Genomic DNA, 15,644 nt, shown 5'->3' with positions numbered 1-15,644 from the left:
CTCCTCCTACTTGGTTACGTGGTTGTGGTTGTGCTCATGCTCGTGGTCATGGTTGTGGTCGTGATCGTGAGCATGGTGGTCATGCTCGTGATCGTGGTGATGATGATGGTGTCCATGGCCGTGCTCGTCGTCATGATGGTGGTGATGATGGTGCCCAATATGCTCCATCGCCGCCAGCCTGTACTGACAGGTATCGCAGTTCAGCTTCACTTCTCCGTGCAGTGCTTCCTCGATCCGGTCCTTTATCACTTTTTTCAGGAGCGGGTGGAAGCCGAAATACTCCGCCAGCTCAAACTGGGCTTCCGGATATTGCTGACGAAACTTTTCCAGTTGCTCGCTCATCCGCTTAATCAGCACACCTGTAAACAGGAAGTACGGCAAAAGCACGATCCGCTTTGCGCCGAGCTTCAGGCAGCGCTCCACGCCCTCGTCGTAGAGCGGATAGGTCACGCCCATGAAAGCTGTCTCTACCCACCGCGCCTTGTAGCGCTCCCAGAACAGGCGGGACATTTTGTAAATATCGCTGTTCGCGTCCGGGTCGCTGCTGCCGCGCCCGATCACGAGCACTGCCAGATCGTCGTGGTCTTCCCCGGAGGCAAAGCCTGCTTCCGCCATGCGTGTAGACAAAATGTTGATAACTTCCTCGTGAATGCCGATTGGTCGGCCGTAGATGAACTGTACATGCGGATGCAGTTCCTTCGCCTCATCAATAGCCGCCGGAATGTGGATTTTCGCATGTCCCGCCGAAAACAGGATGATCGGGATGACCGCCACCCGTGTAGCCCCGCGAGCGACGCACGTATTCAAGCCTTGGAGCATGTCTGGTCGCGCAAACTCCAAAAAGCACGTCTCGATAATCGGCACATCGAGCTCTGGCGCAAGCGAAGCGACAAACTGCCGTACCTCTTCGTTGCCCTCCGGGTCCTTGCTGCCGTGTCCTACAAATAGTACCGCGTCCATTTCGTTTCCCCCTCGTATTTGTTCAAACTCACCGATCAGTCGCCGCAAGCGGCGTTCTCGATTTCGGGCATGGCCGGTTCGTACCAGGCGTAGCCTTCCAGCTCGCCTACCCGTTGGAAAAACTTGTGGAAGCGTTCATTCGGAAATGCTTCTTTTTTGAAGCGGTTCACGATTCGCTCGACAATGGGCACGATGTCCTCCTTGTCGATGCCTTCCGCGACCGGAATGCCAGAGTGCGCATTGCGCCCGACCGTTTTCGCGCCCAGGAACAGGTCGAACTTGCCTTTGCGAAACACGATTCCAATATCTTCCTGAACCGCTCGGTAGCAAGCCATTCCGCAGCCGTTGAAGCCGATTTTCAGCTCCTTCGGCATTTCTTTTCCGCCCAGTCTCCGATGCAGTTCTTCCGCATACGGGATGCTGTCTTTTTTCTCTCCGTCGCAAAAATCGCACGCTTTGACCTGCACCACGTCTCCAATCGGACTGAGAAGCAAACCCAGCTCGCGCAGGCGGCCTGTGATGCTGTCAGGATCGTCTGTCGGCACACGCAAAATCATCTGGTGGTGCGGCGTGTATTCGATCTCGCCTTTTTCTCCCGCTACCTCGGCGATTGCCATCATTTGCTGCGGCGTTATTTTTTTGTTGGCGATCCCTGGACTGACCGCAAATTCAAAGATCATTTCCGGCTGAAATGCCGAGGCTTGGCGCACGCTGCTTGCAGCGGCTGGCTTCGGCTCGATTCCTTTGACTGCATCGAGCGCTTCGAGCGCCTGCATCGCCCATTCCAACGGCGTACGTTCTTCCTTTGGCTTCGCTGTTCCCGCCTCTTGTTCCACTGGCGGCGCTTTCAGTACAGCCGTACTTTTCGCCGTGCCGGAAAACGCCGCTTCCGGCGTCGCTTGCTCTGCAGCTTTCCCAGCCAGTACAGGGCGCTCGCTCGCAGGCTGCGCTTGCTTGCCTGCAGTGGCAATCACTCCTGCGCCGCCTGCTTCGAGCGACCACGGCTCGTTTTCCACGCGCAGACGCTGGTGCGGCTTTAGCGGCTGCTCATCCGCAGACAGCGTGTACTTGCGCTGATAGCCGCGCGGCGTAATCATTTTGCCATCGTAGACAAAGGTCGAGGAGTTCCCGATAATGACCGTCGTCAGCATGCCGATGTCGTGCTCCAGCATTTGCGCAAGCGTCGTCACAACCACCGTCTCGCGCTCGCGATAGGCGCTTTTCACAATACCTACCGGGGTATCTGGAGAGCGGTATTGCAGCAGGATGCGCTGCGCTTCGACAATCTGCCGCGTCCGTCTTCCGCTGCGCGGATTGTACAGGGCAATGACAAAGTCGGCCATCCCGGCTGCGTCAATCCGTTTGGCAATCAGCTCCCACGGGGTCAGGTGGTCGCTCAGGCTGATCGTGCAGGCGTCGTGCATGATCGGTGCGCCGAGAATCGCGCCACAGGAGTTGATCGCCGAGATGCCCGGCACGATCTCAACCGGAACGCCGGTCGCTTCCGTCCAGCCTTTTTCCACCAGCACCTCGTAGACCAGCCCCGCCATTCCGTAGACGCCGGAGTCGCCGCTGGAGATGACCGCTACTTTTTTGCCCTCTTCCTCTGCCTGACGCACTGCTTCGCGCGCACGCGTCACTTCCTCCGTCATTCCGGTGCTGACAATCTCCTGGTCGGTCAAAAGTCCGCGGATCAAATCCACGTAGGTCGAATAGCCGATAATCACGTCCGCCTCTTGCAGTGCCTCCCTGGCCCGCTTGGTGATATGCTCAAAGCTTCCTGGGCCAAAACCGATCACAAACAACTTGCCGCTCATACGGTCCCTCCCCTTTCCATTGCCTGCGTGTCGCACGCAGCCATTTTCTCGTTCGTTCTCATTTCTTCCGTTGTCCTACACTTCGTTACAGGTTCCGTCCTATATAAAAGCAATGGCAGCCGCAATCGCCAAACCTACGAGCAGACACAGCAAAGAAGTGAGGTACATCAACCGAATCGTCGCCATAATATCTGCGGCAGCCAACGGCCGATGCGCATCGCCCATCCGCGCCCGGTTGGAAGGCACCCCCTGGTAGTAGTTGAGCCCGCCAAGCTGCACGCCCAGCGCGCCAGCCACTCCCGCTTCCGGCAGCCCGCTGTTCGGGCTTGGGTGCAGATGTGCGTCCCGGCGAATGATCTTCCAGCACTGCCGCCAGTCCAGCCGCTGCAGCCCGCTTGCGATGACCAACAGCAATGCAGTCAGACGGGCGGGTATGTAGTTCATCACGTCGTCGAAGCGGGCGGATGCCCAGCCGAGATTTTTGTACTTTTCGTTTTTGTAGCCGACCATCGAGTCCAGCGTGTTGGCTGCCCGATAGGCCATCGCCAGCGGCGCGCCGCCAATCGCCGCATAGATCAGCGGGGAAACAATCGCATCGACGATGTTTTCCGCCACCGTCTCCACCGCCCCCCGGCAAACTTCCGGTTCGTCCAGTTGCTCCGTATCGCGGCCGACCACCATCGACAGCGAGCGTCTCGCCGCTGTCATATCCCCGGCAAGCAGATGGCGGGCAATCTCCAGTCCTGCGTCCGCGAGTCCTTTTGTGGCAATCGTCGTGGAAATGAGCCACGCGCTCAACACCCACGAAAGCAGCGGGTGAATGAGCGCCGCTCCCCATAAAAGCAGCCAGACGACCGCATAGCTGCCTGTGACGATCAACAGCGGGAACAGGACGCCAGCCAGCTTTAGCTGTGATTCCCGTTTCACTACAGCGCGAATAACCCGTTCCAGCCGCGTAATCCACCAGCCGATGATAACCACCGGATGCGGCAGGCTGCGCGGGTCGCCGACCACCCGGTCAATTGCGTATGCCGCGCACAAAATCCATACTTCCGTCATGTCGTCCCTCTCTTTACGTCTTCCAGCCGTTGTCTACGCCAGCATCGCCCGTCCCATTGCGCCAGCAGGGCCTCGCCATGCCCTACTCCTTCTACATGCCAATACCGCTTGGGGTCGTTTTCGAGCCACATCGCCTGAAACCAGCGAATTACTCCCCCGTGCGCAACACATACGATCAGTTCGTCCGCATCCGCTCGCCGCTGTACAAGAAGCTTTCGCAGCCAGCCGTCCAATCGCTGCCCCAACTCCTGCAAGCTCTCGCCATTTGGCGGACTGCAACGGAACGGGTCGTCATACCAGCGCGAAGCCCGCTCGGCATCCGCGCGCATTAGCTCTTCGTAGGTCAAAAGCTCCCAGTCGCCAAAAGACAGCTCGCGCAAAGCCGGATCGGATATGATCGACAGGCCCCACTCGTCTGCCAGTGGCTGGGCTGTTTGCGTGCAGCGGCGCAAATCGCTTGCGTACAGCCCACAAGGCCGTTCCAGTTGCTGTGACAATTGCCGCGCCAGCCCGCGCGCCTGCCGCTCTCCTTTTTCATTTAAGGGAACGTCGCTATGTCCGAGATATTTGCGCTCGCGATTGCAGTCCGTCTCCCCGTGCCGGATCCAGAGCAGCCTCATGTCCACCAGCTCCCGACCAGTACGAGCAGCATAACCGCCTCGCCGCTTTCGATGACTGCGCCGTAGCAGTCGCCGTTCAGGCCGCCGAGCTTGCGGGCGACAGAACGGGAAAACAACAGCACGAACACCAACGAGACAACCATAGCCGCGACAACCTGCAAACCTGCGACGAACCAGCCAGCCACGGCGAGAACGATGTATCCAGCTGCGATGGCTATTGGAGACAGCCCTGCGCTAATGCCCTTGCCGATTCCTTTTTCCTGCGATAAATACGGCCATAGCCGAATCGACAGCAGCACATGTGTCCGCGCCACAGCAGGCACGAACACGAGAAGCACTCCCCAGCCGGGATGCGCCAGTTCCGCGACGGCCCCTGCCTTAAGCAACAGCAGCAAAATCGCAGCCAGAACGCCCATCGCCCCGACACGGCTGTCTTTCATGATCGCGAGCACCTGCTCCTTCGGCCGACTGCTTCCCAGTCCATCGGCCAAATCCATCCAGCCGTCCAGATGCAGTCCACCCGTCACGTACACCCAGACAGCGAGTGTCAGCACGGCGGACAGCCACGGGCTAAAGAACAACAGCCCTGCCTGGTGGACGCCCCACAGTACCATACCGATGACCAGACCTGCTGCCGGATACCAGTTGACGCTTTTTTTCCAGGCTTCCTCGGACGGGCGCAGCCAAGGAACCGGGATGCGGGTGAAAAAAGCGATCGCGTGCCAAAATGCGTTCATCCTTTGATCCTCCACGGGATTCCGGCCATGACCGCGTAGACCGTCTCTGCCTGGCGCGCGGCCCGCTGGTTGACGTCGCCCAACACGTCTGCGAACCATCTGCCGAGCCGATTCATGGCGACACCGCCCAGCCCGACCTCGCTCGTGACCGCAATCACTTTTTGCGGAGAGCGCCGGACAAGCTCCAGCCACGCCTCCGCCTCCGCAAGCAACGCCTCTGTGTGCGCCTCGCTTCGCCACTCTGCTTCCGCGACGCTCATCAGCCGATTGCTCACCCACGTCGACAGACAATCGATCAACACGACGTCGTAAGCAGTGCCAACTGACTCGTAATCACAAAGCCGCTCGCCGACCTCCACGCTGCCCCACTGCTGCGGACGCCGCTCCTTGTGCCGCTCGATCCGCTGCTGCATTTCCTCATCCCACGCCTGACCCGTCGCCACGTACAGAACGCGCTCTCCGGCCTGCCGGGCCAGCTCTTCTGCAAAGCGGCTTTTTCCCGAGCGCACACCGCCTGTCACCAGCACAAGACTCATCGTTGCCCGCTCCTTTCGTTCTGTACCTCGCGCAAGGCCGCGATCAGGCGCGCATTGTCTTCCCGACCGCGAACGGCGATGCGCACATCATGCGCCGTCAATCCGGGGTACATGGCGCAGCTGCGGATCAGCACACCTTTTTTGCCGAGCCGCTCCTGCAATAGGGCCGCTGGCAAGTCCTCCGGCGAGCGAAGCAGCAAAAAGTTTGCCTCCCCCGGCCAGACCTTCCAGCCCAGCTCCCCGCGAATAAACTCGATCAGACCAGCGCGCTCCCTGGCGATCAGACTGCGTGTCCGCTGCTCGTACTCCTGCTCCTGCAAGCACAGCTCCCCCGCCAAAAGGGCAAGCGCATTCACGCTCCAGCTCACCTGCTTCGCACGCATTTTCGCAATCACGTCAGGCTGGGCAATCGCGTATCCGAGCCGCAAGCCGGGGATCGCGTACATTTTCGTCATGGAACGCATCAAAATGACGCGGGGAAAACGGTCAAGCTGGCTTGCCAGCGTAAACTGACGGCTTTCCTCCACAAAATCGAGAAACGCCTCGTCCACGACCAGCCACGTATCGGTCCTGGCCGTCCAGTCCGCCATCTGCAACAGCTCCTGCGGCTCGTACAAGATGCCAGTCGGATTGTTCGGCGAGCCGACAAACACCAGGTCAGCCTGCTCGAACAGACGATACAGCTCTTTTTCGTCGGCCTTGTAGCCGTTCTCTTCTTTTCCATAGCAGCCGATGACGGTTGCCCCAAACTGCTCGGAAAGCTCTGCATATTCCGAAAAGCAAGGATAAACCACGCCGACTGTCTGCGGCTTGAGCCCGAGAATCGCAAGCGCCATCGCCTCTGCTGCACCATTGGCAGGCAAAAGCCATTCCTTTGGCAGCTGCAGCCGCTGCGCCAAGGCCCGGCGAAACAGCCGATGCCCCGGGTCTGGATAGCGCAACACGGCAGACAGCGAAGCGAGCAGCAACTCGCGCACGCTGTCCGGCATGCCCAGCGGGTTAATATTGGCACTGAAATCAACAAACTGGCCTGGCTCCATGCCAAAGCGGTCTGCCGCCGTCAGCAAATCTCCGCCGTGGCCGTACGCTTCCAGTACGCTCATCAAAACTCTACCCCCAGCACCGCTGGAATCCCCTCATCGTAGTAATGCTTGATCGGCTTCATCTCTGTCACCAGATCGGCCATGTCGATCAATTCCTGCTTGGCGCTTCTGCCCGTCACGACCAGATGCACATGGCTCGGCCGATTTTGAATCGTTTGCAAAACGTCCGCAAGCGGCAGCACGTCATCAACGGGAAAACTATCAATCGCAAGCGCATTGTTCAGCTCGTCCAAAATCACGACGTCGTACGCGCCCGACAAAAGCTTTTCCTTGGCAAAAGCCCACGCCTCCTTCAGCGCCGCCCGATGCTCCTCCGGCGTCTTTGTCCAGGTAAAGCCTGCGCCTTTTTGCACAATCTCGATGCCCAGCTTGTCGAAGCTGATTTTCTCTCCGTACGTGCGTTCAGGCGATTTGATGAACTGGATCATAATGACCTTTTTGCCTCGTCCAGCCGCCCGTACAGCCAATCCTACTGCTGCCGTTGTCTTTCCTTTGCCATCTCCGGTGTAGACCAAAAACAGACCTCGCTTGTTACTCAAGTCGCTCAACCTCCAAAATGAAGTGTAGGCCCCGTTGCCCATCCCTCAACATTTTCGGGGACACAGCGCTCCCCAAATGCAGGTAAGGCTCCGTTGCCTATTGCAAATGTTTTCCACAGCCTCGTTATTTCGCTTTCCGCGCACAAAAAAACGCTTTGTTTCCCCAAAACTCCAAGGAAAACAAAGCGCGGATAGCCGACTGCAACAATCCTCACCTCTTCCTTTGACCCGAAGGAAATCAGTGGACACATAAAAACAGGCAGGTCTCCTGGCTCAAGGATCGTCACTCTTCTTCTTCCTTCCCGCACGCTGGCGTGCAGTGGACGGCGTCGTTGCCAGGAAGAAGAGCTCCCCTAATACAGTGGCGGGACCGCGTTGGATTTTCACCAAACTTCCCTTTTAACCTCGCATTTCGCAAATGATCGCTCGTGAAACACAAGGACCTGTTTTTCTCCCATATTCACATGTCGTTCGTTTTCAGGACAATCGCTTGTTTTAATAATAGCAAATGCTGCCGGGGATTCAAGCAAAAGCTGCAATCCGGCGAGAGTGCACGAAAAAAATGCAAGGCAGCATGAATTCGGGAAATGCCGTCTCTCCCGCCATCCGGACGCGTTCCACAAGAAAGAGCTGCACTCCAGCAAACGACTGGCAGGGCAGCTCTTTTGGCGAGTATCAGGCTTATCATCATTCGGCTTACAAAAAGTCGGCCATGATTTTTTCAAGATCGTACGGAGTAATCCCTTCGTTCATGGAAAAAATGGTGTCCGCATCCTCTGCCCGCTCAACCAGCGTCCCCCGCGCCTGCGCATGCAGCGAGAACAGCTCGTAGAGAGTCGGCTTCACCAGCGTGGTGAGCGCCCGGCCCATCCACTCCATCCCGCTGCGATTCCCTTCCACGTTGTTGACATAGAGCGGATGCGAACGCAGCGCGACGTCTGTCCAGATCACCTGGCGCTCCGCCAGGTCGAGAATGACGGGAATGCAGATCGTCGAGCGCGAGGCAATATCGACCTTGTCCTGGACAGTCTGCGGTTCAAAGATTTCTCCGGACTCAGGCTCGCTGCGGATCATCCAGCCGGCATAGCATTCCGGCAAGTCGCAATAAGGCTGGCTTGTGAAGGAGTTGAGCGACATGACCACATAACGTCCGCCATACTTTCGCACCGATTCGATGTCCACGTCGATGAACTCGCACGCTCCGTTCGGTGCCTGCACAATATCGCCGCTATGGCAGGCGCGGTATTTTGCCGAACGCAAATTCGTGTAGGAAATGTGCTCCATGTACTTCCAGTCCGCGTCGTACAGCACCGCAGACAAATCGACGTCGACGCGCCCGGTGGGGACGTTGTTGACCAAGCCTTCCTTCCACCAGGTGAAAAAGCGGATTGTACTGCCATCCGGGATCGGAAGCCTGGAACCGCGCACAATCGTCCGCAGCGCCTTGCTCGCCGACCGTTGCGAAAATGGCACAAGCTGCTCCTGCAAGCGCGGATCGATGTAGACTTTTCCCAGGGAAGGCAGGGCAGAAAACCGCTCCAGAAGGGCTTCCCGGCAGATGCGGGCAGCACTTGCGCGGATGTCTTCGGCCAGCTGTGGCAGCTCGTTTGCAATCGTCTGTACTTTTGCCACCTCTCCTTTCGGGAAAAAGGTGCGCCACTTTCCGTACGCTTCCCTTTTCGCGAAGTGGTTCAGCGCTTGCAGCAGCACAGGAGTAGACACCGAAGGCGCGACCTGTGCAAATAAGCGGAGCACCTCACCCCCATCCTCTGCCAACCTGAGCAAGTGGTCGAGGCGACGGGCAAATTCTCCCGGCCGCTGCACGAGCAGGTGTGCAGCCTCGTGTACCTCCCCCCGCGCCAGCGCCAGCTCGACCTTGCTGTTGAACGTTTCCAGCCGGCGGTTGTTGCGCAAAATATCGAACGCTTCCGCCGCCTGCGGATAGCGGTCCTTGTATTCGAACGGATGCAAAATTTCCCCCAGGCGAATCCAGCGCCCTTTGTAGCGCAGCATGTCTTCCGCGAGGTTCGGGCAGGCTTCCAGCAAGCGCAGCAGCAGGCGGCGCTCGGCCCGGCTGAACTTGCGGAATTTCGCAGGTGTCGCCAGACTGACATCGCCGTCAGACAACGCAACCGCCAGACGCAAGACGTCGGTCGCCGTTTTGCAATAGGTCGCAAAAAAGCGGGGCGGCAGCTTGTCGGCACGCAGCAAGATGCTGGCTGCGACCGCTGCGTTTTCCTTGTGCGGAATCTCTTTTGGCAGCGCTTCTGCGATTCCTTCGTACTCGGCGAACAGCACGGCGAGGTCTTCCTTGTCCTGCGGCGAGAGCGAGCTTTTCGCCCGCAGCAGGTCCATGCCCGTCTGCAAAAGCTCTTCGTCCGTCCCTAAATGGATCACCTTCAGGCGGGATTCCCGCAACAGCGGCAGCCGTTTTTTCACCTCGTGCACAGGAAGCTGCAACGTCAGATAGTGGATGATCGTCAGCAAATACAATTCTCCCTCGCTTGCCTCCATCACCTGTTTGGGAAAATTCGGATACATCGGCTTGTACTTGCGGGATGCCCCCACCATTTCTTTCAATACTGTCACTACTCTGGAGTAAAGCGGGAAAAACTCCGCTTCAGACAGCGTGCGGATTCGCTCCAATAGCTCCAGGGAAAACGTGTAACCCAGGCACTCGATGTTGCGCAAAGCCGCAGCCAAATAAGAGACAGGCAATTCATGCTGTCCCTTTTCAACAACCAGTTTATTTTTCCGGCGAAGGTAGATTTGATTTTTCATCGGCCTCAATAAAAAAAATCAGGAAAGCAGTACCCCTAATGTCCATTTAGAAAATAGAAGGAAGGAGTACAATAGCCTGATTTTTTATTCCTTTTGTCATTTTTCACCATTATACAGATCGACGCTGACCCTGTAAAGCAATTTTTGGAAAAGTAGTTGTTTCTTCACAAAATTCCCCTTCTTCCCTGCATCCTTGTCATCAGGTAAAGACAGACGGTTCTATTGTAAAATAGTACACCACATCCTACAAAAAGACGCGAGGAAAAGCACTTATGAAAAAAATGCAGCAAGTCGGCCTGCTGACCTTTCTGCTCAGCACCGCTCCCTTCTCTTTTGCCCAGTCTGCTCCGCAAGTTCAGGTAGCCGTGAACGGCGAGTACGTCACGTTTCCTGACGCCCAGCCATACGTGGACACAAGCTCCCGGCGCACCATGGTTCCCGCCCGGTTTGTCGCGGAAAAGCTCGGCCTTGCCATGCAGTGGAATCCACAGACAAGCCAGGTGACGCTCCAAAAAGCAGCGAACACGATTCAGTTGACCATCGGCCATGACTACGCGCTGGTCAACGGGAAAAAAGTCCACTTCGACGCTCCGGCCGTGCTCCGCAGCAACCGCACGATGGTTCCGCTGCGCTTTATCAGCGAGCTGTTTGACGCCCGGGTCGAGTGGCTGGCCGAGCGCAATCTGGTCGCAATCACCACGTCCGGCCATGCGGGTGCAGTCCCTCCGGCATCTGTGCCGTCTGCTCCCGGCAGTGTCTGGCAGCATCGGCGCAGCACGTGGCTTTGGGATGCCAGCCTGTTGTATACCCAGCAAGAGCAGATTATCCGGTTTGCCAGCGAGCATCAGCTGAGCGCGATTTACCTGCAAATCAATCGGGACATCCCGCCGGCTGTCTACCGAGAGTTCATCCGCAAGGCGCAGGAGAAGCAAATCGCCGTAGAAGCGCTGGAAGGCCGTCCTAAATGGGCTTTTCCCGCAAACCATGACGAGCTCCAATCGTTTATCAACTGGGTCCGCACTTACAACGCCTCGGTCGCCGCACACGAGCGGTTCACCGGGCTGCATTTTGACATTGAGCCGTACATTTTGCCGGAATGGAAGTCAAACCGCGACCAAATCGTGCAAAGCTGGATGGACACGGTTCGCCTGATTGAAAAAGAGAGGCGGGAGAGCGGGCTTACCCTTGCGCTCGACATCCCGTTTTGGCTCCATCAGGTCAAAGTCCCGGGCACAGATTACAGCCTGAGCGCCTGGATGCTGGAAAAGGCAGATGCCGTCGTCATCATGGACTACCGCAATGTCGCGCTTGGCAACGACGGGATTATCGCCAACGCCCAACCGATTTTGCGGGAAGCGGCCACGCTGAAAAAGCAAGTAATCGTCGCCGTAGAGACGGCTCCCAGTGCGGAAGGGCCGCACACGAGCTTTCACGCGCTGCCGCTCCAGACGCTGAAAACGGAATTGCAGTTGGCGCAGGAACATCTCGGACAGTATGCGAGCTTTTCCGGCTTTGCGATTCACGACTACAACCATTGGGTCAGGCTAAAGCAGGGCGGCTCCTGATTGTCCGTCTTCTCGGGAGCTGCTTCTCGTACACTCTGCCCGCTTTCATTTTGTAAAGCCGACGTGCTTCCGGCGAAAATCGCCAGACTCTCCCGACACGCAGGCGACAGCCAAACGAGATGAGGTCCATCCTGTATATCACCGCGTAGACAAGCCCGAAAAATCAGCCCGCGCAGACAGCTTTCTCTCTTTTTGTCGTTGTAAACTGGCTAGCTGAAAAGCATGCTGCACTTTTATTTAAAATGATTTTCATTTTATATTGATTTTAAATAATATCCGTGGTAGTTTGATACCAGACCATACTACTCGCCAAACAGAAAGAGGAGATTCACATGAGTGCACGCATTGGACTTCCTGCACCAGACTTTACGATGGAGACCGTGACTTTTGACCACGGATTCCCCGTAACGAAAAGCTTGGCAGATTACCGCGGCAAATGGCTTCTGCTGTTCTTCTATCCGTTTGATTTCTCCAAAGTTTGCCCAACCGAGATTCTCAGCCTGAATCGGCGAATTCATGAGTTTGCCAAGCTGAACGTCGAGGTGCTCGCCGTGAGCGGCGACAGCATTCATACACATAAAGCCTGGATGAAGGCAAGCGACGGCATCGGCCCGCTGTCCTTCCCGCTCGCTTCCGACTACAGCAAGGAAGCGACGATCAGCTATGGCGTGCTGGACGAAGCGACCAAAGCGCCTCTGCGGGCCAGCTTCATCATTGACCCAGAGGGCATCCTGCAGTATTCGGTCGTCTCCAACTCCAAAGTTGGCAGAAGCGTAGATGAGACTTTGCGCGTCATCGAAGCCCTGCAATCCGGCGGGCTGTGCCCGATGGACTGGAAGCCCGGACAACAAACGATTTCCTAATCCCTTCACCCCCACGAAAAAACCTTGGCCACCTCAAGCAGATGTGTGTTCCTCCATCCGCTCCGGCCAAGGTTTTTTCAAAGCAAGCGAGGGCAGCTTGCCAGAATCGTTTTTGAAACGTTTCCTCCACAGCACTCGTCAAAAAGAATGTAACGATCAATCTTCTTGTTGGGGTGAATGTGATGAACGCAAGACGTACTTTCATGGTTCTGTCTGCTCTCGGCGTTTTGGCGCTGACGGTTGCGAATCCGGCTTTTGCCGAGACCGCTTCCTTTACCGACTTGAACCAGGTGACAACCAAAGATAAAATCATCTCCCTGCAGCAAAGAGGGTATTTGCACGGAGTAAATGACAAGCAATTCCAACCTGATGCTGCCGTAACCGCTGCCCAAGGAATCCAACTGATCGTCAATGCACTTTCCTTGAACATCGACCACATCCGCTTTATCCAGCCGCCAAAGGCTACGCACTACTATGCAAAGGCAGACAATAACGCCTGGTACGCCCCTGCGTTGATTATCGCCGCACACAACGGGCTGGAACTGCAAGCCGATTTGGACCCGAACCAGGTGTGGTCGCGCGAACAGTTTTTGTACCATCTCATCACGGCCATTGAGCAGCATGGACAACTCCCCATGATTAACCTCGCTCCCGTTGCCATCAAGGACGGAGATGCGCTCACGCCGGGTTATCAGGGGGCGATCCAGCGAGCTTTGCATTTTGGCATCGTCAAGCTGGATGCCAATGGCAACCTGAATCCGAAAGCCGCCATTACCCGCGAGGAAGCCGCTGAGCTGATTTACAACGCCATTGAATTTTTGCAAGCCCATCCGGCCCCTGCGCCAGAGGGCGTTCAGCCGTAATTTTCGGATCGGGTGGGTGACGAACAATCGGGCAGGAGGCTACCATTCGTTGAGTGGCCGTGCTCCTGTACCACCACTGCGGTTCCTTCGTTCATACAGTGGCTTTGTCGATCATAATCGGAAAAGAAGCCCATCCGCGGCCTTTCATAGAGCTATTGGAGATTCTCCAGTAGCTCTTTTTTGTGTTTGCGCACTCCCCTGCCTTGAAAGCTTGCTATTGACGTTCACACTGGCCTTCCAAATCCGTTTTCTCCGGAATACTCCTGTACGGCAGATAGTCTAGAAATCGCTTGACCGCAAGTGATGCGGATTCTTTATCTCTCATTGCAAGGCCGATCCTGCGGTATGCAGGTACTTCCAGTTCTTTGGCTACAATTTGGTAGGGGATACGCTTCAAAATGAGCTCTGGCAAAATACTGATTCCTAACCCGTTTTCCACCATCGACATGATGGCGTAGTCATCCCATGTCGTAAACTGCACTTTTGGTTCAACATGATATCGCTCAAAGATTTCCGATATTTCCGCTTTCGCCCCTTTTTCCAGGAGCATGAACGGATCTTCGCTTAACGCGTTGACAGGAAAGCGTTCGCAATCAGCTAATGGATGATTTTTCGGCAGGATGACAAGCAGCTTATCCTGATCCAAAAAAACCGTTTCCAGTTTAGGATGTGTGGGGAGCCTAAGAAAACCGCAATCCACGCGCCCTTCTAATATCCAGTTTTCAATTTCCGTATAATCCCCAAGCAAAAGCTCGTAGTCAACATTGGGATAATCTTTTTGAAATGCTTTGATGATATTCGGAAGCCAATGAGTCGCTACACTTGAAAATGTGCCAATCCGAATGAACCCCGATTGCAGCCCGTGCAATTCTTCAATTTGTGTCTGCAATTTTTGATATTCGCTACAAACACTTTTTGCGTACGGAAGTATTTTAAGACCTTCTGAAGTCAGGCGTACGCCAGATCGTCCGCGCTCCAGCAGAGAAATCTTCCATTCTACCTCCAAATCGTTAATCATACGGCTAATGCCCGACTGTGAGTAATTTAATGCTTCCGCCGCCTTTGTAAAGCTGCCATACTCTACGGTTTTGACTAATGCCAGGTATTTCTGGATATTCATGTCCATGCGTATATCCCTTTCTTTTTTATCCGGTTTTGTCATCTTTATTATGATAAACATTCGGATCTGTAATGTTAAAAAGGATGATACACTAAAGCCCAATGAAAAACAATTTGGTCACTCCATCATAAGAAAGCAGGGATATTGCGTGAAAGAAAAACTGTATTTTGTCTTGTCGATGATTATCTTTGGCGCAGTTGGCGTGTTTGCAAAATATATAGACATGTCGTCCAGTACCATCGCGTTTTTCTTGAGTTTGATCGGCGCACTGTTTTTGAGTGTCGTCTTTGTTTGGACGAAGCAGAAAATACAATGGGGGAAGTTGAAGAAAAATGTCGTCGCTCTCCTCATTGCAAGCGTTGCTTTGAGCGGAAACTGGATATTTCTGTTTCAGGCATACAAGGAAACAACGATAGCCAACGCGGCATTGAGCTATTATTTTGCGCCTGTTCTCGTTATTATGCTCTCGCCTTTCGTTTTGAAAGAAAAGCTGTCAGTAAAAAAGGCGGTATGTGTCGTCGTTGCTTTGCTCGGCTTGTTCTTTATTTTGCAAAACGGCAGCAGGATGGACACTGCCGGACATCATCTGCTTGGCATCGGTTACGGACTGGTTGCAGCCGGTTTCTATGCCGTTCTGACATTGGTCAACAAGTTTATCCGGGAGCTGGACGGGCTGGAAAATACGCTTCTGCAGCTCGGCATGTCGGTTGTGATGCTGTTCCCATTTGTACTCTTTACCGATGGCTTCCATCCTTTCTCTTCGATCACCGGAAACACGGTTTTGTTGCTTCTCACTTTGGGGATCGTTCATGGCGGGGTTGGCTTTTACCTGTTCTTTGCCGGAATGAAAGGGATAAAAGGCCAGAGCATCGCTGTGTTGAGCTATATCGATCCCTTGACTTCACTGTTTATTTCGGCTTTGGTTTTAGGGGAGGAGATGACTGTGTATCAGTTGGTCGGCGCTGTCATGTTGCTTGGTTCTGTATGGATCGGTGGTTCTGAAGGGGAGAGAAGGCGGGGGGAAGAGTCGTAGGGGATGCGTTTCGAGCACTGGCAAGAGTCTGTCAAGATTTTTGTGTAA

Annotated in this window: 14 protein-coding genes and 1 riboswitch; of the genes, 4 read left to right on the top strand and 10 right to left on the bottom strand. The window is 55.4% G+C overall.

Annotated features, from left to right (window positions below; all coding sequences use genetic code 11):
• Positions 1 to 6: 6 nt before the first annotated feature.
• From EDM57_RS20530 to EDM57_RS20490, 9 genes are all read right to left on the bottom strand, one after another.
• Complete coding sequence (locus EDM57_RS20530; RefSeq protein WP_122906559.1) at positions 7 to 960, bottom strand: sirohydrochlorin chelatase; 954 nt, start codon at positions 958 to 960, stop codon at positions 7 to 9.
• Between the two features lie 35 nt (positions 961 to 995).
• A complete protein-coding gene (gene cobJ / locus EDM57_RS20525; RefSeq protein ID WP_122906558.1) occupies positions 996 to 2,777 on the bottom strand; it encodes a precorrin-3B C(17)-methyltransferase in 1,782 nt (593 codons plus the stop codon).
• Between the two features lie 99 nt (positions 2,778 to 2,876).
• Positions 2,877 to 3,836 (bottom strand): adenosylcobinamide-phosphate synthase CbiB, encoded by a 960-nt coding sequence (gene cbiB, locus EDM57_RS20520; RefSeq protein WP_122906557.1) that lies wholly within the window; start codon positions 3,834 to 3,836, stop codon positions 2,877 to 2,879.
• Entirely contained in the window at positions 3,833 to 4,456 is a 624-nt protein-coding gene (locus EDM57_RS20515; RefSeq protein WP_122906556.1) for a histidine phosphatase family protein, read from the bottom strand. Before EDM57_RS20515 ends, cbiB begins: the two co-directional genes overlap by 4 nt.
• Complete coding sequence (gene cobS, locus EDM57_RS20510; protein ID WP_122906555.1) at positions 4,453 to 5,193, bottom strand: adenosylcobinamide-GDP ribazoletransferase; 741 nt, start codon at positions 5,191 to 5,193, stop codon at positions 4,453 to 4,455. Before cobS ends, EDM57_RS20515 begins: the two co-directional genes overlap by 4 nt.
• Positions 5,190 to 5,729, bottom strand: coding sequence for a bifunctional adenosylcobinamide kinase/adenosylcobinamide-phosphate guanylyltransferase (cobU, locus tag EDM57_RS20505; protein WP_122906554.1), 540 nt, complete (start codon positions 5,727 to 5,729; stop codon positions 5,190 to 5,192). Before cobU ends, cobS begins: the two co-directional genes overlap by 4 nt.
• A complete protein-coding gene (cobD, locus tag EDM57_RS20500) occupies positions 5,726 to 6,832 on the bottom strand; it encodes a threonine-phosphate decarboxylase CobD (RefSeq protein WP_122906553.1) in 1,107 nt (368 codons plus the stop codon). The genes cobU and cobD overlap by 4 nt, the downstream gene beginning before the upstream one ends.
• Complete coding sequence (cobO, locus tag EDM57_RS20495) at positions 6,832 to 7,413, bottom strand: cob(I)yrinic acid a,c-diamide adenosyltransferase (protein ID WP_211338285.1); 582 nt, start codon at positions 7,411 to 7,413, stop codon at positions 6,832 to 6,834. Before cobO ends, cobD begins: the two co-directional genes overlap by 1 nt.
• 199 nt (positions 7,414 to 7,612) lie before the next feature.
• Positions 7,613 to 7,833, bottom strand: a riboswitch (cobalamin riboswitch).
• Between the two features lie 234 nt (positions 7,834 to 8,067).
• Positions 8,068 to 10,152 carry a TerD family protein gene (locus EDM57_RS20490; protein ID WP_122906551.1) on the bottom strand — a complete coding sequence of 695 codons (2,085 nt, stop codon included), beginning with the start codon at positions 10,150 to 10,152 and terminating at the stop codon, positions 8,068 to 8,070.
• A gap of 272 nt (positions 10,153 to 10,424) precedes the next feature.
• Here EDM57_RS20490 and EDM57_RS20485 point away from each other — a divergent pair, with 272 nt between their 5' ends.
• The 3 genes from EDM57_RS20485 to EDM57_RS20475 all read left to right on the top strand — a co-directional run bounded on the left by EDM57_RS20485 (position 10,425) and on the right by EDM57_RS20475 (position 13,443).
• Positions 10,425 to 11,717, top strand: coding sequence for a copper amine oxidase N-terminal domain-containing protein (locus tag EDM57_RS20485; protein WP_122906550.1), 1,293 nt, complete (start codon positions 10,425 to 10,427; stop codon positions 11,715 to 11,717).
• Positions 11,718 to 12,049: 332 nt separating this feature from the next.
• Positions 12,050 to 12,580, top strand: a complete 531-nt coding sequence (locus EDM57_RS20480) for a peroxiredoxin (protein WP_122906549.1) — start codon at positions 12,050 to 12,052, stop codon at positions 12,578 to 12,580.
• 182 nt (positions 12,581 to 12,762) lie between these two features.
• On the top strand, positions 12,763 to 13,443 hold the full coding sequence (locus tag EDM57_RS20475) for an S-layer homology domain-containing protein (protein ID WP_122906548.1): 681 nt from the start codon (positions 12,763 to 12,765) through the stop codon (positions 13,441 to 13,443).
• 214 nt (positions 13,444 to 13,657) lie between these two features.
• On the opposite strand, the gene EDM57_RS20470 is transcribed toward EDM57_RS20475, so the two are convergent.
• Positions 13,658 to 14,563 (bottom strand): LysR family transcriptional regulator, encoded by a 906-nt coding sequence (locus tag EDM57_RS20470; RefSeq protein WP_211338288.1) that lies wholly within the window; start codon positions 14,561 to 14,563, stop codon positions 13,658 to 13,660.
• A gap of 148 nt (positions 14,564 to 14,711) precedes the next feature.
• On the opposite strand from EDM57_RS20470, the gene EDM57_RS20465 reads away from it, so the two are divergent.
• Positions 14,712 to 15,596 carry a DMT family transporter gene (locus EDM57_RS20465; protein ID WP_122906546.1) on the top strand — a complete coding sequence of 295 codons (885 nt, stop codon included), beginning with the start codon at positions 14,712 to 14,714 and terminating at the stop codon, positions 15,594 to 15,596.
• Positions 15,597 to 15,644: the final 48 nt, after the last annotated feature.

It is taken from the genome of Brevibacillus gelatini, assembly GCF_003710935.1.
Taxonomy (GTDB): Bacteria; Bacillota; Bacilli; order Brevibacillales; family Brevibacillaceae; genus Brevibacillus; species Brevibacillus gelatini.
Note: the sequence above shows the minus strand (reverse complement) of the source record. Positions and strands in the feature narration are given on the sequence as shown.